Genomic DNA, 18246 nt, shown 5'->3' with positions numbered 1-18246 from the left:
AGCGCCTTTTTTATGGAGCTAATACAATGAAAAACCTGCAAATCTCAACCGGTATTCTGCGTAACGCCGCCGGTGAAATCTTTATTACTCAACGCGCTGCGGATGCACATATGGCCAATATGTGGGAATTCCCGGGCGGCAAAATCGAAGAGGGCGAAAGTTCGGAAATGGCACTGGCGCGCGAGCTGTTTGAAGAAGTGGGTATTTTGCCGGAATCCGCTTACCTGTTCGATAAACTGGAATATCAGTTCCCGGACCGGCATATCACGCTTTGGTTCTGGCTGGTGGACAGCTGGCAGGGAGATCCGTGGGGCAAAGAAGGACAGCCGGGGCGCTGGGTAGCGCAGAAGGATCTGTTGGCAGAAGAGTTTCCTCCTGCCAACGAACCGGTGATTGCGAAGCTGATCGCCGAAGCTTAAGGCTGTTCTTCGCTCCAGTCATCGCTGTCGGAGAGATCGCCCGCACTTGGGATTCGCTTCTCTTCGGCAGCCCATTCGCCAAGATCAATCAGCTGGCAGCGTTTGCTGCAAAATGGGCGGAACGGGCTCTGTTCTCCCCAGACAATGCTTTTGCCACAGGTCGGGCAGTTAACGGTGGTGATATCGCTCATCGTGACTCCTTAACAGCAGGCCAGTTCGAAATCCAGACGCTCGGGCACGAGGCCGTTTTCGCTGTCCAGCGGCAGGAAGCGGATGGCGAAGCGGCTCTTATGTCCGGATATTTGTGGATAGAGCTGATCGTCGAGTGCCAGCTGCAGACGCAGCAGGTCGGCATCATCACCGTTGTCCTGGAAAAAGCCGTTCAGGCTGGTCTGTTTGCGATAGGGGGCGGAGTTACGGATAAGATCGAGAATCAGCGTTAATGCCTGGTTCATCGGCTCCAGGCTTTCCAGCCAGTGATAAACCTGCGCGTCACGTTTGCTCTGCGGTGCGTGCAGCCAGATGTGCAGAGTGGGTAAATCGAAGCTGCAACAGCCGCCGGGGATACTCAGACGCTGGCGTACCAGGCCAATCAGCTTATCTTCACGCAGCAACTGCCCAATGCGTGGGGCCGTCATCAAAATACCGCTGCTGTTTTTAAGCTGCTGACGTAACGCTTCAATACGGCTTTTATCAACACCCGGCACTTCATCCCACTGCTTCAGTTTACGCTGCTGGCGCTCCAGCTCTTTCAGCAGTTCGGTGCGCACTTCACCTCGCTCAAACACATCCAGTAAATCACTGATGTTCCTGAAAAAATGCAGGGCGCTGGCGTGATCCTGAACCGGCAGATTACAGTTCAGTTGCTGAATCAGAAACTCAATACGTAGCCAGGTGCGCATTTTCTCATTCAGGGGATGTTCAAAAAGGACGTGGGTGTGCATTACGGTTTTTCCTGTAAATCGGCCTGATGCGCCAGCTCAAGATAGTGGGCATGCAGGCGGGCTACATCCAATGCAATGGCATCTGGTGCGCCGTTGTTATCAATGACGTCATCCGCCACGGCAAGACGCTGTTCGCGCGTGGCCTGGGCGGCAATAATTTGTTTTGCGTGTGCTTCAGTCACATGGTCACGCTGTGTGGTGCGCAGGAGCTGCGTTTCCTCTGAAACGTCGACGACCAGCACGCGATTGGCCTTTTGCCAGAGATGATTTTCAACTAACAGCGGCACGACCCAGAGCACGTAGGGTGACGTCGCCTGCTTCATCTGGCGCTGGGTTTCTTGTTGAATCAGCGGATGGAGTAAGGCATTCAGCCAAATCTTTTCATCTGCGTGCGCAAAAATACGCTCCCGTAACTGACGGCGGTTGAGCGTGCCATCTGCCATCAGCATTTCTGCGCCATAACGGCTGACGATGGTGGCTAACGCCGGTGAACCCGGCTCGACCACCTGGCGGGCAATGATATCGGCATCAACAATGTCGGTTCCCAGGTTGGCAAAAGCCGCTGCAACGGTACTTTTCCCGCTGCCGATGCCGCCTGTTAACGCCACTGTATAGACCATACCACCTTGTCCTGTGAAGAATTACCGCTAAAAATCAATTGGTTGAAATATAAGCTTTCAATAACTGTCGCGATGGACTGAAAGTTCGCTGTTCACCAAGTAAATTTGAACGATTGTAGCGTAAAAAAAGTGAAAATCGCAGTCTTGCGAAGGGATGATTACTGCGTATGATAACGTCACTGGAGTTGTGCTTAGCCCATTTTTGCCTCTAACCCCAGGAATCCGCACATGCGTATCGAAGAAGATCTGAAGTTAGGTTTCAAAGACGTTCTTATCCGCCCTAAACGCTCTACCCTCAAAAGCCGTTCCGAAGTTGAGCTGGAACGCGAATACACCTTTAAACATTCCGGAAAAACCTGGTCTGGTGTGCCTGTTATTGCCGCAAATATGGATACCGTTGGCACGTTTGCGATGGCAAAAGCGCTGGCTGCGTTTGGTATTCTGACCGCTGTACACAAACACTATTCCGTTGAGGAATGGCGCGATTTTACGGCAAGCGTTTCTGAAGATGTTTTGAAGCATGTCATGGTCTCAACCGGCACGTCCGACGCGGATTTCGATAAGACGAAGCAGATCCTGAATCTGAATCCTGCCCTGAGTTTTGTGTGTATCGACGTGGCAAACGGCTACTCCGAGCACTTCGTGCAGTTCGTATCGAAAGCGCGTGATGCCTGGAAAGACAAGACTATCTGTGCCGGTAACGTGGTAACGGGTGAAATGTGCGAAGAGCTGATTCTGGCTGGTGCAGACATCGTTAAAGTGGGTATTGGCCCGGGTTCCGTGTGTACCACTCGCGTGAAAACGGGCGTTGGCTATCCGCAGCTCTCTGCTGTGATTGAATGTGCCGATGCGGCTCACGGCCTGGGCGGTCAGATCGTCAGCGATGGTGGTTGCACCATGCCAGGCGATGTAGCGAAAGCCTTCGGCGGCGGTGCGGACTTCGTGATGCTGGGCGGTATGCTGGCCGGTCACGAAGAGAGCGGCGGCACCGTGGTTGAAGAGAACGGTGAGAAGTTCATGCTGTTCTACGGCATGAGCTCTGAATCGGCGATGAACCGTCACGTGGGTGGTGTTGCAAAATACCGTGCAGCTGAAGGTAAAACCGTTAAGCTGACGCTGCGTGGCCCGGTTGAACATACCGCGCGTGATATTCTCGGCGGCCTGCGTTCTGCCTGTACGTATGTTGGTGCTGCACGCCTGAAAGAGCTGACCAAGCGCACCACTTTTATCCGCGTTCAGGAACAAGAGAACCGCGTGTTCAACAGCCTGTAATGACGTCAGACGCTGGCGTAGCGACCGCGCCAGCGTTTATCCCCCGCTAATTGCATCTCCCAAATGAAATATCGGCAGGTACATCGCCACCACCAGCGTGCCGATGATGACTCCCGTCACCAGTAACATAACGGGTTCCAGTAGCGTGGCCAGGTTATCCGCCTGCTGATGCGTTTGCTGACTATGATACTGAGCCAGATTTTCCAGCATGCTATCCAGCGCGCCTGACACTTCTCCCGTTCTGACCAGCTGCTTACACAAGGGCGTAAAGATGCTTTGTGCCTCCATGGCCTGCCAGACAGCGTTCCCCGATGCAATCGCGCCAATCATCTGTTCGATGACGCCTCGCCACCAGGGGCAGGTCAGCGTTTTCTGGACGCTTTCCAGCCCTTGCAGAAAAGGGATCCCGGCATTCTGGGTTAGCGCCAGAACGGTATAAATCTGACTCAGCATTTGCCCCCGAACTAATCCTGAAACGACCGGTATTCTCAACAGAACCTGAGGACGAAACTGCTGCCAGCGAGGGCTACGTTGCAGCAGCGGCCGCAGGATAAAGGGCAGAACAGCAAGCCCTAAAATGAGCGGTAAACCCTGTTGAACGGCGGTGGAAAGCGCCATAACCATTCGGGTTAGCGCAGGCAGCGGTGTGTTAAAGGTGCGATAAATGGCAGCAAATTCCGGCAACACAAATCCGCTCATGCCAGTCACGACCAACAGCGCCAGCAGCAGGATGATCATCGGGTAGCGCAGCGCTTTTTTCACCTTCAGGCTCAGCTGGCGCTGTTCTTCCTGTTGGCGCGCAAGATGCGTGCAGCAGTAATCCAGCTTACCGGTCATTTCGCCCGCCTGAATCAGGGCGGGATAAAGCGGTGGAAAAGCCTCCGGCCACTGCTGCATCGCGGTGGAAAGGGGCTCTCCCTGAGCGAGCCTGCGAGCCAGATCCTGCATCAGCGCTTGCCACTGCGGTATCGGATGTTGCTCTGCTAAAAGCTGCAGGCTGCCGGAGAGCGTCAATCCCGCCTGAAGCAGCGTGGCAAGCTGGTGCATTAACTCGCTGCTGTGCCGGGTTTGCCACTGCGATTTGTACGTTGTCTTGCGTGAGATTGTTAACGGTGCTATGCCTTCAGATTCGGCCAGCTCCAGGGCGACAATTTTATTCTCCGCCCAGACGCTGCCCTCTCTGGCTTCCCCCTGTTCTGTCACCCCTCGCCAGTACCAGAGACATTTAGGTGCCATGAGGAACACCCAAAACGCGCAACAGTTCTTCCACCGTAGTTTGCCCTCGCTCCACAGCTTCGCAGCCGTGCTCAAACAGTGTCGTCATGCCCGATCGGCGTGCTAACTGCTCCACTTCTTCAGGCGTGCTGCCGCTGACAATCGCCTGTTTTAACTCTGGCGTAATCGCCAGCACCTCAAATAGCGCAATGCGGCCATGGTAACCGTGGTAACAGTGTTCGCAGCCAACGGCTCGCCAGTGCGGCAGAGGGCGAGGCCACAACGTTCCGGGCATAGCTTCGTAATCACCTTGCTGCTCGCAACAGTGAGGACACAGCCGACGTACCAGCCGCTGCGCAATGACCAGCAGCAGGGCTGAGGAGATCATCCAGCGGGCGACGCCCATTTGTTGCAGACGAACGAGCGTTTCGGTAGTGGAGTTCGTGTGCAACGTTGAGAGCACAAGATGCCCGGTCTGCGCCGCTTTAATGGCGATTTCAGCCGTTTCAGCGTCGCGAATTTCACCCACCATCACCACGTCGGGATCCTGGCGAAGCAATGCCCGCAGCACGCTTTGAAATGTCAGCCCCGCGCGGGTGTTGATCTGCGTCTGGTTGATCCCGTCGAGCGGAATTTCGACCGGATCTTCAACGCTGCACAGGTTGATCTCGGGGCGATTTCGTTCCTGCAACGCGCTGTACAGGGTTACCGTTTTGCCGCTTCCCGTCGGGCCCGTGACCAGCATCAGCCCCTGAGGCTGGGTCAGCGCCTGGCGAAAGGCCTGAAGCTGGGCGTTGCTCATCCCTAAAGCGGTGACATCCAGCGCCTGCGTGACCTGATGCAGCAGGCGCAGTACGACTTTTTCTCCGCCGCGACACGGGAGCGTGGCGATACGAAAGGAGACGCTGCGTCCGGCAATATCAACGGTAAATTGTCCGTCCTGCGGCAGCCTTCGCTCGGCAATATCCAGATTGCCCAATACTTTGAGGCGGGCAATCAATGGGTTGCTTAGCATGGGTGAGAAAGCTGGGAGGGCGTGCAGCACGCCGTCTACCCGTAAACGTATGCGAAGGACTTCTTCGCCAGGTTCAAAGTGTATGTCCGATGCCCGCTGCTGTAACGCCTGCTCAAACGTCTGGTTCAGCAGCTCAACGATGTTGCCCGTGTCATCGCGCGCTATGGGCAGGTGAGACTCCAGGGCGGTATGCAGATGTTTGTCCATCCGCGTCTGTTCCCAGCATTCGATGTCTATCCGCTTGTGAGTGGCAAAACGCAGTGCGTCCATGAGTTCAACGGGCTGCGAACCGACAACGGCAATGCTCAGCATCTGGTCGTCGTTACTCAGCAGCACGGCACGGTGCCGCTGACAAAGTGTGACGAGCTGATCGTGATTCATCCTCGCATCCTCAGGCTGCGTCAAAGCGGAAAACGTCTTCGCAGGCCTGCTTAAGCGCGCTGTCGCTGGCTATGTTGCAGGTTCTCTGCCAACCGGTTATGCCGTTAGCATCGCTCCAGACTGGCTTTAGCGTCACGCTTAGTCCGTTGAGGCTCTCCTGGCCTGTTAAGGTAACGGTGCCCTGAGCGATCTCCATGGCAGAAACATAGCGGCTGGTGGCTGGCGCAGGAATGCCGTTACTGCTTCCGTCACAGGGGGCGATCCCGCCATGATCGAGCGCACATAGCTCGATCGCGGTTCGATAGGGTACAAAAGTTTGCAGCATGTCGGTTAGCGCGGCTTTGCGCAGGTAGTTCTGGTAGGCCGGAATGCCGATGGCACTGAGAATGGCGATAATACCGATGACGACCATCAGCTCAATCAGGGTGAATCCTTGCTGTTTATCCATAAGTTGCTCCTTAGTTTGACGGGAGCACTGTAGACGGCAGCGGCAGGAAATAGCGAAAGGCAAAAAGGAAATCGGGAAGGGGGCTTCTGAATTATTTCATGACTTGCAGCAGCGTTGCGAAAAGCTGCGAAGGGGATCGAGATATCCCCTTCGCATCTCCAGGTTTTACTTAAAGCGCATGGAAAGATCGAGCGCCTGAATGTGCTTGGTCAACGCGCCCACAGAAATATAATCCACACCAGTTTCGGCAAATTCACGGATGGTGTCGAAAGTGACGTTACCGGACACTTCCAGCCGTGCCTGACCGTTAGTCAGCTTCACTGCTTCGCGCATCTGTTCGGTTTCGAAGTTATCCAGCATGATGATATCTGCCCCGGCCTTCAGGGCATCCTGGAGTTCTTCAAGACTTTCCACTTCCACTTCTACCGGCACGTCCGGGTGCAGCCAGAAGGCTTTCTCGACGGCCTGGCGCACGGAGCCAGACGCAATGATGTGGTTCTCTTTGATCAGAAACGCGTCGGATAATCCCAGGCGATGGTTGGCGCCGCCACCGCAGAGCACGGCGTACTTCAGGGCTGTGCGCAGGCCGGGTAAGGTTTTACGGGTGTCGAGCAACTGAGTTTTGGTGCCTTCCAGCAAATCAACATAGCGGCGCACGGTGCTTGCGACGCCGGAAAGTGTTTGCACGAAATTGAGCGCCGTACGCTCGCCGGTTAACAACACGCGGGAGGGGCCATTCAGTTCGAACAGCGGCTGGTTTTCGATCAGTACGTCGCCATCTTCCACGTGCCATGTCAGGGCAACTTCGCTGCCTGCGAGCTGAATAAACACTTCCTCTACCCAGCGTTTGCCGCAAAATACGCCAGCTTCACGGGTGATCACCACCGCATGAGAACGCGAATCTTCAGGTAACAGTTGGGCCGTGATGTCGTTCGCGGCATTCACTTCACCGCCTAAATCTTCACGTAGCGCGTGGGCGACGGCAGCAGGGATATCAAGGTTAATACGTTCCAGCAGCGCGTCACGACGATGCTCAGGATTGTAGCGGCGAGGCGGCATGATAAAACTCCAAATGGTAAGGAATCATAAGTTATAAACATGCTACTCTGAACCGGATTTCAGCACCATAGATTAAGGAGAGCCTGCATGCAGTTGCACGATGGCTGGCTGGACGAAGCCCGCCGCGTCCCTTCGCCGCATTATGATTGCCGCCCGGATGATGAAGCCCCGACGCTTCTGGTGGTGCATAATATCAGCCTGCCGCCTGGCGAATTTGGCGGCCCCTGGATTGATGCATTATTCACCGGAACAATCGATCCAAATGCACATCCTTTCTTTGCCGAAATCGCTCATTTACGGGTCTCTGCCCATTGCCTGATTCGCCGCGACGGCGAAATCGTGCAGTATGTTCCTTTTGATAAACGTGCGTGGCATGCGGGCGTATCGAGCTATCAGGGGCGAGAAAGATGTAATGATTTTTCGATTGGCATTGAACTGGAAGGCACGGATACTCTGGCCTATACCGATGAGCAATATCAGCAGCTTGCAGCCGTTGCCAGGTTGCTGTCGACGATGTATCCGGCGATTGCCACGCATATGACGGGCCATTCCGACATTGCCCCTGTGCGCAAAACCGATCCTGGCCCGGCGTTTGACTGGGCACGCTTCCGCGCTCTGGTGAGCCTTCCGTCAGATAAGGAGATGAGATGACGCTGTTTACCACTCTGTTGGTACTGATTGCCGAACGTCTGTTCAAGCTGGGTGAGCACTGGCAGCTCGATCACCGTCTGGAGGTGCTGTTCCGTCGCGTCAAAACGTATTCTTTTGTGGTGACGCTGCTGATGACCGCTGTTGCAATGGCGATCGTCTGGCTGCTGCTGAGTGGTCTGCAGGGCGCACTGTTTAACGTGCCGGTGCTGGTGGTGTGGATCCTGCTCGGCGTGCTGTGTATCGGTGCCGGGAAAGTGCGGATGCATTATCACGCCTATCTTAAAGCCGCATCACGAGATGATGCCCATGCACGAGACGCAATGGCGAGCGAGCTGACGTTGATTCACGGCGTGCCGCCGGGCTGTGATGAACGCGAGTATCTGCGTGAGCTGCAAAACGCGCTGCTGTGGATTAACTACCGTTTTTATCTCGCGCCGCTGTTCTGGTTTGTGGTTGGCGGGCCGATGGGGCCGGTCACGCTGATGGGCTACGCTTTCCTGCGAGCCTGGCAAAGCTGGCTGGCGCGCTATCAGACGCCGCGCGATCGCCAGCAGTCGGGCGTGGATGCCATTCTTCACGTTCTGGATTGGCTGCCGGTCCGCCTGGTCGGCGTGGTGTATGCGTTGATTGGTCACGGCGAGAAAGCGCTTCCGGCGTGGTTTGCCTCGCTCGGCGATCGTCACTCCTCTCAGTATCAGGTGCTGACCCAGCTGGCGCAGTTCTCGCTGGCCCGTGAGCCACATGTCGATAAGGTTGAAACGCCAAAGGCGGCGGTGTCGATGGCGAAGAAGGCCTCTTACGTCACCGTTGTTATCATGGCGCTGCTGACGATTTACGGGGCGCTGGTTTGATTTGCAGGCCGCCTGGTGCGGCCTGCAAACTTTTCACCACGACGGCTAATCAGCGCAGGTCGGTAGCGGGCACCAGCACGCGGCTTTTGCCATAAAGGATGGTCAGGATTGCCGGAACGCTAAAGGCGACGACAATCGCAATCACCTCATAGATGGCTTTCGAATCGGGGCCGCTGAACAGCCCCAGTTCAAAGACGTTCAGTACCGGCAGGAAGCTGTAGGTTTTCACCCGCAGGAACCCGGTGATCGCCCCGCCAAGTGCAGCCCCGATGCAGCCGAAAATAAACAGCATGCGGTACTTCAGGTTCACGCCGTACAGCGCCGGTTCGGTGATGCCGAAGAACGCGGAAACGGATGCGGAAATCGCGAGCTGTTTGTCCTTCAGGTTACGGGCGATAAAGATAGCCCCGAACGCCGCTCCGAACTGGCCCATCACCGCCGACATAAACATCGCCATCACCGTGTCGTAGCCGTTCACCTGCATGTTGATGAGCGCAATCGGGATGATGCCCCAGTGCACGCCGAACACCACGAACAGCTGTCCAATCCCTGCCAGCAGCGCACCGGAAAGCACCGGACTCAGGTTGTATAGCCAGGTGTAGCCGTTGGCGATGCCGATCCCCACGTAATCGGCAATCGGACCAATCACGGTAAAGACCACAAACCCGCATACCAGCAGCGACAGGCAAGGCACAAACACCAGCGCCGCCACTTCCGGGATCATCTTCTTAAACCAGCGTTCGACGTAGCTCAGGAACCAGACGGCAAAAATTGCCGGGATCACCGCGCCACCATAAATTTTCAGCGGAAAGGTCAGGTGGAAAATCTCAATGCTGTTCGGCGTGGCGGCGTCGGTCAGGGGGAAAATCATCGCCGCAGTTAACGCCAACGCGGTAAAGCGGCTTGTTTTGAACCTGTCGGCAGCGGTGACGGCAATAAACAGCGGCAGCATCACGAACACGCCGCTGGAGAGCGCATTGAGTACAATAAACAGCCAGGATTTCGTCGAGATAAGCTCCATCGTTTGCAACAGCACGACAAGGCCTTTCACCACGCCTACGCCCGCCAGCACACCGATGTACGGCGTGAAGATGGCGGAAAGTGTCGCCAACAGCCGATTGAGTGGCGAGCTTTTTTGCACGGGCTGTTCAGCAGGAGCGCTATCGTTTGTCAACAACGTGCCCAGCGCCGCGAAGACTTTCTCCACTTTCGGACCAATCACTATCTGGAACTGGCTGCCGTTATTCACCAACTTGACCACTTCCGGCAGCTTATAAAGCTGCTCCTCATTAATATGGCAGTCGTCTTTCAGGTTCAGGCGCAGCCGGGTGGCACAATGGGTGGCGTGAACCACATTTTCCTTACCGCCAACGGCGGCGAGGATCTGCTCTGCAACGGGTAAGTATGAAGTCGCCATGGTGAAGCACCTTTTCATTCAGAGGGTACGGTCGGCTAATCAGGCGTAGTCGCCAGGTTTCGTTTTGCTTTTTACCGCCACGCCGAAATCCGTGAAGATGCGCTGCGGCAGGTTGTTGCCTTTCCCTTCGGCGATGTGATGCGCGAGGATCTGGAACGGAATAATCATCAGCAGCGGCAATACGTTTTCCGGTGAGTCAACGTTTAGCGCCAGCGTATGCGGGTCTTCACTCTGCCCAGGCGTGAGCGTGTAAACGTACTGCGTGTGTCGCTTCTCGTATTCCCGTAATAGCCTCAGGCGTTCCTGCGCTACGCTCGGCACGTCGAGGAAAAACAGACGGTGCTGCGGGTTAATTTCGAAATACGGGCCGTGCATAAAGACTTCCATTTCAATTCCCTGAGAAGGCACGCGCACGGTTTCGGTGAATTTGGTCGCCATCTCCATGCACACGCCAACGGCCGGGCCGTAACCGATGCAGGTGAAGCGCGGGGAGGAAACAAGATCGGCTTCCCAGCGAGAGAAGAACGATTCGGTGGTATCGATAATGGACGGAATGGCCTGCACAGCTTCGCGCAGGATGGCCAGTTCTCTGCCTTCGCGGGCATCGTCGATCGCACCTGCTGCATGCGCATGGCGCAGGCCCATCAGCATCAGAGTCAGAATGGTGGCGACGTAGCCTTTAGTGACGTAGCCCACGCGCTCTTCACCGATATCCAACTGCACGAAGGTATCCGCTGTTTTCGCCAGTTCGCTCTGCGGCTTGCTGGTCAGACCGACGGTTTTTACCGGGAACTGTTTTTTCAGCTGCGCCAGCGCGTGGAGGGTTGAGGTGCTTTCGCCGCTCTGGGAAACGGCAATCACCGTGCGGATTGCCGGGTTGTGCTTCTCAAAATGCTGGTAGTGGAACGGCTCGGCAATGGTAACGCGCACCTCTGACAGGCTCTCAATGTAGTACTTCGCGCTGACGGCAGCGTTGACGCTTGAGCCGGTAGCCAACAGCAGCCATTCGCTTTCGTCTTCGATAGCCGGAATGGACGCCGGGTAGTTATCCAGGATGGCCGCAAGCGTCGCGTGCTCTTCGTGGATGTAAGTCATCATGGTCGGTTTCATAGTGCCCTCGCTGCTGAAAAAAACTGAAAACGTTTTCAGTAAAATATGATCGGGCAAATTAGTGGGTCAATTTTACGTATGAGGATTTGTGATGAAGATCGGAATATTTTGTGTGCAGAGCAGGGAAATGCCCGGCGGCGCTAACGCTTGTGCAGGCCTGTGAATGACGATGGTGAGCTGTTGTAGGCCGGATAAGCGCAAGCGCTATCCGGCAAGGCATTCAGGCGGATTCGCCCGCAACTAACAGGGGAGGGATCGCCGGCGATTCCGGCAGCATGTCCTGCAACAAAGTCATCATCTGCTGGATAACCTGCTGACCTAACACGTTATTCTGATGGTCGACGGTGGTCAGGCGCGGGACGTAATATTCGCTGCCGGGAAAACATTCGCAGCTGGCGACGGCGATATTTTCCGGTACGTTAATGCCGTTATCCTTCAGTGCGCGGATTGCGCCCATTGCCACACGATCGTTAATTGCTAACAGCGCCTGGGGCAGCGCCCGGCCCGATACCAGCAATTTTTTAATCGCTTCATAGCCGTGCTGGGCGTAGAAGTTAGTTTCAATCACCTGCGCGTTTTCAGCCGAAATACCAGCCTGGCGTAGCGTCTCACGGAAGGCGTTCACGCGCTGTCCTGTCATATACACGCCCGGCGAGCCGCCAATAAACGCGATGTTTCGATGACCCTTTTCCAGCAGGTATTCGGTGATCATTTTCACGCAGTTGACCTGGTCACGCTCCAGGCAAGTGTAGTCATAATGGGCGAGTTTGCGGCCCACGACTATCACCGGAAGCGTGGCGATAAGCTTTTGTAAACCATCCAGATAGCCTTCCGGAATCTTCAGGTAGTCGATGTTGCCGCCGAGGATGATCACCCCATCGAGCTGGCTGTCGATGATGGTGCTGAATATCTGATCTTCGGCAATCACCAGGCTCGATTCGCTGCGCTTATTGGCCGACTGTGTATCGAACAGCACGATTTTGTACCCGGCCTGCTGGCAGGCTTTTTCGATTTGTTCAACCAGGGTGGCGAAGTAGGGGCTGGTGATGTCGGATACGACGACGGCAAGCGTCATGCTTTTGCGGGAAATCATGCTGCGGGCCATCAGGTTCGGGCTGAAGTGATGCTCGTCGATCACTTTCTGCACTTTCTCCCGGGTTTTATCCGAGACCCAGCTGTTGTTGTTCAGTACCCGTGAAACAGTCGCGATGGAGACGTTAGCCAGTTCAGCAATGTCTTTGATCGTCAGGGGCTTTTTCATCGGTCACAAGGGTCCTTTTGATGGCTGCAACCCTCGGATGGTACATCACTTTTGCTGGGGGAGAAACGCTCTGTACCCGCAAAGGGGTACAGAGGCGTAAAGAGATTAAGCGCGGACGGCTTTGGACCCTCTTTGTTTGACCGCGTAGCCAATGCCGAGTACCACAATCCATGCCGGGATCAGATACACGGAAATCGCCATACCCGGGGTCATCAGCATGATCACCAGCACGGCTGCCACGGTGAACAAGCAAATCCAGTTTCCGAGCGGATAGAACAGGGCAGGGAAGCGCGTGGTAACACCCTGCTTCTGCTTGGCCTTACGGAACTTCATATGCGCAAGGCTAATCATCGCCCAGTTGATGACCAGAGCAGACACGACCAGCGCCATCAGCAGACCGAACGCAGATTCTGGTGCCAGATAGTTGATGAGCACGCACAGAGCTGTAAATACGGCAGACACCAGAATGGTGTTCACCGGCACGCCGCGCTTGTCGACTTTGGTCAGCGCTTTCGGCGCGTTGCCCTGCTGCGCCAGGCCGAACAGCATACGGCTGTTGCAGTACACGCAGCTGTTGTACACGGAGAGCGCCGCGGTCAGGACCACGATGTTCAGTGCGTTTGCCACAAAGGTGTCACCCAGCTCGTGGAAAATCAGTACGAACGGGCTGGTGTCCGCGGTGACGCGAGTCCATGGCAGAAGGGACAGCAGTACGGCCAGCGAGCCTACATAGAAAATCAGGATGCGGTAGATAACCTGGTTGGTGGCTTTCGGGATGCTTTTCTGCGGATCGTCTGCTTCCGCAGCTGTGATACCGACCAGCTCCAGTCCACCGAAGGAGAACATGATAATGGCCATCATCATCACCAGCCCCTGAATGCCGTGCGGCAGGAAGCCGCCCTGTTCCCAGAGGTTGCGAACCGTCGCCTGCGGGCCGCCGTGACCGCTGAACAGCAGCCAGCCGCCGAACAGGATCATCGCGACGACCGCGACCACTTTAATAATGGCGAACCAGAACTCCATCTCACCAAACACTTTGACGTTGGTCAGGTTGATGGCGTTGATGACCACGAAGAAGACGGCGGCGGAGACCCAGGTTGGGATTTCCGGGTACCAGAACTGGATATATTTGCCGACCGCAGTCAGTTCCGCCATCGCCACCAGCACGTAAAGCACCCAGTAGTTCCAGCCAGAGGCGAAACCGGCAAAGTTGCCCCAGTATTTATAGGCAAAGTGGCTGAAGGAACCGGCCACCGGCTCTTCCACCACCATTTCGCCCAGCTGACGCATGATCAGAAAGGCCACGAAACCTGCAATGGCATAACCGAGAATGATCCCCGGCCCTGCGGATTGAATAACGGAGGCGCTGCCCAGAAACAGGCCCGTTCCGATAGCTCCACCCAGCGCAATAAGCTGAATGTGGCGGTTTTTAAGGCCGCGCTTCAGCTGTTCGCCGTGCTGTTGACCTTCCATTATGAAACCTCGTGAGTGATTGTTTTTTCTACGCTTTGGCTAAGCGCGTGTCATTATGAACTTCCATATTCTGTACATTATATTTTACAGAGCGGATGGCTGAAAGTTGCGTGTAAGTCTTCCGCAGCTGGAAGAATAGTGGTAAGTGCCGCCGAATGCACCTGCTTTGTGCAGGGATGCTGACGAGTTGCGTAAAAAGAAACCAAATGTAAATGCCGGATCGCGGTAACAATCCCTTTCGTATTTACCGTTTTAGCGAAATTTTATGTCTGTTCAGGCACTTTTCGTCATATTGAATCGGTTCAGGCTGCACAGCTTTTCGTTTCGCATACGTTAAAACTGCCTCTTTAGGGGTAAATGTGACATTTGTGCAAAGTTACATTTCTGAAACGTTATTTCTGTAAGGTTGTTAAAAAGTGCCGGGTTTACTGATTTCAATCAAAACCTGTATGGACAGAAGGTGAATACTTTGTTACTTTACCGTCACGAACTTTGAATTGGTAAGACCAATTGACTCCGGGTAAATGGCTTAAGACAGGGAACCATGGCCTACAGCAAAATCCGCCAACCAAAATTATCCGATGTGATTGAGCAGCAGCTGGAGTTTTTGATTCTTGAGGGGACGCTGCGCCCCGGCGAAAAACTTCCACCTGAACGCGAACTGGCAAAACAGTTCGATGTTTCCCGTCCCTCACTGCGCGAGGCGATCCAACGTCTCGAAGCGAAGGGCTTACTGCTTCGTCGCCAGGGCGGCGGTACCTTTGTGCAAAGTAGCCTCTGGCAGAGCTTCAGCGATCCGCTGGTAGAATTGCTCGCCGACCACCCTGAATCCCAGTTTGATCTGCTGGAAACCCGCCACGCTCTGGAAGGGATTGCCGCGTATTATGCCGCGTTGCGGGGGAATGATGAAGATCGCTTACGCATCCGCGAACTGCATCAGGCCATTGAAATCGCTCAGCAGTCTGGCGATCTTGATGCCGAATCCAGCGCCGTCGTCCAGTATCAAATTGCCGTCACCGAAGCCGCTCATAATGTGGTCTTACTTCATCTTCTTCGCTGCATGGAACCGATGCTGGCGCAGAATGTTCGACAGAACTTTGAATTGCTGTACGCCCGACGGGAAATGCTCCCGCTGGTCAGCAGCCATCGCACCCGAGTATTCGAGGCGATAATGGCCAGAGAGCCGGAGCAGGCGCGCGAAGCGTCGCACCGTCACCTGGCCTTCATTGAGGAAATCTTGCTGGACCGCAGCCGTGAGCAAAGTCGTCGAGACCGCTCGCTTCGCCGCCTACAGCAACGAAAGGACTAGCAACACCGATTTTTTTCAGCGCCAGTTTTTAGAGCGCGGCAACTAAACGCAGAACCTGTCTTATTGCGCTTTTAGCCGAAAACGCAATGGGACAGGTTCCAGACAAATCAACGATTAGACAGATAAGGAATACCCCCATGTCAGACCGTTTACAAAATGACGTGGATCCGATCGAAACTCGCGACTGGCTACAGGCGATCGAATCGGTCATCCGTGAAGAAGGTGTTGAGCGCGCTCAGTATCTGATTGACCAACTGCTTTCCGAAGCCCGCAAAGGCGGCGTAAGCGTGGCAGCTGGTGCCGGGGCAAACAATTATGTGAACACGATTGCCGTTGAAGATGAGCCGGAATACCCGGGGAATCTGGATCTGGAACGTCGCATTCGTTCAGCTATCCGCTGGAACGCGATCATGACCGTTCTGCGCGCGTCGAAGAAAGACCTGGAGCTGGGTGGCCACATGTCCTCCTTCCAGTCTTCTGCGACCATTTACGAAGTGTGCTTCAACCACTTCTTCCGTGCCCGTACCGAACAGGACGGCGGCGACCTGGTGTACTTCCAGGGCCACATCTCTCCAGGCGTTTACGCGCGTGCCTTCCTTGAAGGTCGCCTGACCGAAGAGCAGATGAACAACTTCCGCCAGGAAGTTCACGGCAAAGGCCTCTCTTCTTATCCGCACCCGAAACTGATGCCAGAATTCTGGCAGTTCCCGACCGTCTCCATGGGTCTGGGCCCAATCGGTGCGATCTACCAGGCGAAGTTCCTGAAATATCTGGAACACCGTGGCCTGAAAGATACCTCTCAGCAGACCGTTTATGCCTTCCTCGGCGACGGCGAGATGGACGAACCAGAATCCAAAGGTGCGATCACCATCGCGACCCGCGACAAGCTGGACAACCTCTGCTTCATCATCAACTGCAACCTGCAGCGTCTGGATGGCCCGGTCACCGGTAACGGCAAAATCGTTAACGAACTGGAAGGCATCTTCGCGGGCGCTGGCTGGAACGTGGTGAAAGTGATGTGGGGCGGCCGTTGGGATGAGCTGCTGCGTAAAGACACCAGCGGTAAGCTGATTCAACTGATGAACGAAACCGTTGACGGTGACTACCAGACCTTCAAATCCAAAAATGGCGCCTACGTGCGTGAGCACTTCTTCGGTAAATATCCGGAAACTGCCGCACTGGTTGCTGACTGGACTGACGATCAGATCTGGGCCCTGAACCGCGGTGGCCACGATCCGAAGAAAGTCTATGCTGCGCTGAAAAACGCACAGGACACCAAAGGTAAAGCGACCGTTATCCTGGCCCACACCATCAAAGGTTACGGCATGGGCGATTCCGCTGAAGGTAAAAACATCGCTCACCAGGTGAAGAAAATGAACATGGACGGCGTACGCTACGTCCGTGACCGTTTCAACGTGCCGGTATCCGATGCTGATATCGAAAAACTGCCGTACGTGACCTTCCCTGAAGGCTCTGAAGAACACACCTATCTGCACGCACAGCGTCAGAAACTGGGCGGCTACCTGCCATCCCGTCAGGTGAAATTCACCGAGAAACTGGAAATGCCTGCTCTGGCTGATTTCCAGCAGCTTCTCGAAGAGCAGAACAAAGAAATTTCTACTACCATCGCTTTCGTTCGTGCCCTGAACGTGATGCTGAAGAACCCGTCTATCAAAGATCGTCTGGTTCCGATTCTGGCTGACGAAGCGCGTACTTTCGGTATGGAAGGTCTGTTCCGTCAGATCGGTATCTACAGCTCCAACGGCCAGCAGTACACCCCGCAGGACCGTGAGCAGGTTGCCTACTACAAAGAAGACGAGAAAGGTCAGATCCTGCAGGAAGGTATCAACGAACTGGGTGCAGGCGCATCCTGGCTCGCGGCGGCGACTTCTTACAGCACCAACAACCTGCCGATGATCCCGTTCTACATCTACTACTCGATGTTCGGCTTCCAGCGTATCGGCGATCTGTGCTGGCAGGCGGGTGATCAGCAGGCTCGCGGCTTCCTGGTTGGCGGTACCTCCGGTCGTACCACCCTGAACGGTGAAGGTCTGCAGCACGAAGATGGTCACAGCCATATCCAGTCTCTGACTATCCCGAACTGTATCTCTTACGACCCGTCTTACGCATACGAAGTGGCCGTGATCATGCACGACGGTCTGGTCCGTATGTACGGTGAAAAACAAGAGAACGTGTTCTACTACATCACCACCCTGAACGAAAACTACCACATGCCGGCGATGCCGGAAGGTGTTGAGGAAGGTATCCGTAAAGGTATCTACAAACTCGAAACCGTTGAAGGTAGCAAAGGTAAAGTTCAGCTGCTGGGCTCCGGTTCTATCCTGCGTCACGTGCGTGAAGCCGCTCAGATCCTGGCGAAAGACTACGGCGTGGGCTCTGACGTGTACTCCGTCACCTCCTTCACCGAACTGGCCCGCGACGGTCAGGACTGTGAGCGCTGGAACATGCTGCACCCAATGGAAACTCCGCGCGTTCCGTACATCGCTCAGGTGATGAACGATGCACCGGCGGTGGCATCCACTGACTATATGAAACTGTTCGCTGAACAGGTTCGTACCTACGTACCGGCTGATGATTACCGCGTACTGGGTACCGATGGCTTCGGTCGTTCCGACAGCCGTGAAAACCTGCGTCACCACTTCGAAGTTGATGCTTCTTATGTTGTGGTTGCGGCCCTGGGCGAACTGGCTAAACGTGGCGAAATCGACAAGAAAGTGGTGGCGGATGCGATCACCAAATTCAACATCGATGCAGAAAAAGTTAACCCGCGTCTGGCGTAA

General features: G+C 55.1%; 17 protein-coding genes. 6 read left to right on the top strand and 11 right to left on the bottom strand.

Features of this window, described 5'->3' with window-relative positions; translation table 11 throughout:
• Window positions 1-26 precede the first annotated feature (26 nt).
• The gene (gene mutT / locus AB1287_RS20195) at window positions 27-419 is read left to right on the top strand and encodes an 8-oxo-dGTP diphosphatase MutT (RefSeq protein ID WP_435618885.1); all 393 of its coding nucleotides are present in this window, start codon (window positions 27-29) and stop codon (window positions 417-419) included.
• Here mutT and yacG read toward each other — a convergent pair.
• The 3 genes from yacG to coaE are packed head-to-tail and all read right to left on the bottom strand — an operon-like array spanning window position 416 to window position 1983.
• Complete coding sequence (gene yacG, locus AB1287_RS20190) at window positions 416-610, bottom strand: DNA gyrase inhibitor YacG (protein ID WP_312626149.1); 195 nt, start codon at window positions 608-610, stop codon at window positions 416-418. The genes mutT and yacG overlap by 4 nt on opposite strands.
• Before the next feature lie 9 nt (window positions 611-619).
• Window positions 620-1363 (bottom strand): cell division protein ZapD, encoded by a 744-nt coding sequence (zapD, locus tag AB1287_RS20185; protein ID WP_435618884.1) that lies wholly within the window; start codon window positions 1361-1363, stop codon window positions 620-622.
• Window positions 1363-1983 carry a dephospho-CoA kinase gene (gene coaE, locus AB1287_RS20180; protein ID WP_435618883.1) on the bottom strand — a complete coding sequence of 207 codons (621 nt, stop codon included), beginning with the start codon at window positions 1981-1983 and terminating at the stop codon, window positions 1363-1365. Before coaE ends, zapD begins: the two co-directional genes overlap by 1 nt.
• A 228-nt stretch (window positions 1984-2211) precedes the next feature.
• On the opposite strand from coaE, the gene AB1287_RS20175 reads away from it, so the two are divergent.
• Window positions 2212-3255 carry a GMP reductase gene (locus AB1287_RS20175; RefSeq protein WP_312626153.1) on the top strand — a complete coding sequence of 348 codons (1044 nt, stop codon included), beginning with the start codon at window positions 2212-2214 and terminating at the stop codon, window positions 3253-3255.
• Between the two features lie 36 nt (window positions 3256-3291).
• Here AB1287_RS20175 and hofC read toward each other — a convergent pair whose 3' ends face one another.
• From hofC to nadC, 4 genes are all read right to left on the bottom strand, one after another.
• Window positions 3292-4491, bottom strand: a complete 1200-nt coding sequence (gene hofC, locus AB1287_RS20170) for a protein transport protein HofC (protein WP_312626154.1) — start codon at window positions 4489-4491, stop codon at window positions 3292-3294.
• Window positions 4481-5866, bottom strand: coding sequence for a type II secretion system protein GspE (gene gspE / locus AB1287_RS20165; RefSeq protein ID WP_435618882.1), 1386 nt, complete (start codon window positions 5864-5866; stop codon window positions 4481-4483). Before gspE ends, hofC begins: the two co-directional genes overlap by 11 nt.
• Window positions 5867-5876: 10 nt before the next feature.
• Window positions 5877-6314, bottom strand: coding sequence for a prepilin peptidase-dependent pilin (ppdD, locus tag AB1287_RS20160; protein ID WP_312626156.1), 438 nt, complete (start codon window positions 6312-6314; stop codon window positions 5877-5879).
• A 165-nt stretch (window positions 6315-6479) separates the two neighbouring features.
• The gene (gene nadC / locus AB1287_RS20155; protein WP_435618881.1) at window positions 6480-7373 is read right to left on the bottom strand and encodes a carboxylating nicotinate-nucleotide diphosphorylase; all 894 of its coding nucleotides are present in this window, start codon (window positions 7371-7373) and stop codon (window positions 6480-6482) included.
• An 87-nt stretch (window positions 7374-7460) separates the two neighbouring features.
• Here nadC and ampD point away from each other — a divergent pair, with 87 nt between their 5' ends.
• Entirely contained in the window at window positions 7461-8024 is a 564-nt protein-coding gene (ampD, locus tag AB1287_RS20150) for a 1,6-anhydro-N-acetylmuramyl-L-alanine amidase AmpD (RefSeq protein ID WP_312626158.1), read from the top strand.
• A complete protein-coding gene (gene ampE, locus AB1287_RS20145; protein ID WP_312626159.1) occupies window positions 8021-8875 on the top strand; it encodes a beta-lactamase regulator AmpE in 855 nt (284 codons plus the stop codon). The genes ampD and ampE overlap by 4 nt, the downstream gene beginning before the upstream one ends.
• A gap of 49 nt (window positions 8876-8924) precedes the next feature.
• Here ampE and AB1287_RS20140 read toward each other — a convergent pair whose 3' ends face one another.
• The 4 genes from AB1287_RS20140 to aroP all read right to left on the bottom strand — a co-directional run bounded on the left by AB1287_RS20140 (window position 8925) and on the right by aroP (window position 14136).
• Window positions 8925-10292 (bottom strand): PTS transporter subunit EIIC, encoded by a 1368-nt coding sequence (locus tag AB1287_RS20140; protein WP_435618880.1) that lies wholly within the window; start codon window positions 10290-10292, stop codon window positions 8925-8927.
• Window positions 10293-10331: 39 nt separating this feature from the next.
• Window positions 10332-11390, bottom strand: coding sequence for an SIS domain-containing protein (locus tag AB1287_RS20135; RefSeq protein WP_435618879.1), 1059 nt, complete (start codon window positions 11388-11390; stop codon window positions 10332-10334).
• A 232-nt stretch (window positions 11391-11622) separates the two neighbouring features.
• Window positions 11623-12663, bottom strand: coding sequence for a LacI family DNA-binding transcriptional regulator (locus AB1287_RS20130; RefSeq protein WP_312626163.1), 1041 nt, complete (start codon window positions 12661-12663; stop codon window positions 11623-11625).
• 105 nt (window positions 12664-12768) lie between these two features.
• On the bottom strand, window positions 12769-14136 hold the full coding sequence (aroP, locus tag AB1287_RS20125) for an aromatic amino acid transporter AroP (protein WP_312626164.1): 1368 nt from the start codon (window positions 14134-14136) through the stop codon (window positions 12769-12771).
• Between the two features lie 544 nt (window positions 14137-14680).
• Between aroP and pdhR the strand changes: the two genes are divergently transcribed.
• Window positions 14681-15445, top strand: coding sequence for a pyruvate dehydrogenase complex transcriptional repressor PdhR (gene pdhR / locus AB1287_RS20120; protein WP_435618878.1), 765 nt, complete (start codon window positions 14681-14683; stop codon window positions 15443-15445).
• A 137-nt stretch (window positions 15446-15582) separates the two neighbouring features.
• Window positions 15583-18246, top strand: coding sequence for a pyruvate dehydrogenase (acetyl-transferring), homodimeric type (gene aceE / locus AB1287_RS20115; RefSeq protein ID WP_435618877.1), 2664 nt, complete (start codon window positions 15583-15585; stop codon window positions 18244-18246).

Origin of the sequence: Scandinavium sp. UTDF21-P1B (assembly GCF_040750395.1) — a bacterium.
GTDB lineage: Bacteria > Pseudomonadota > Gammaproteobacteria > Enterobacterales > Enterobacteriaceae > Scandinavium.
The sequence above is the reverse complement of the archived record's forward strand: the minus strand, read 5'-3'. Positions and strand labels throughout refer to the sequence as shown.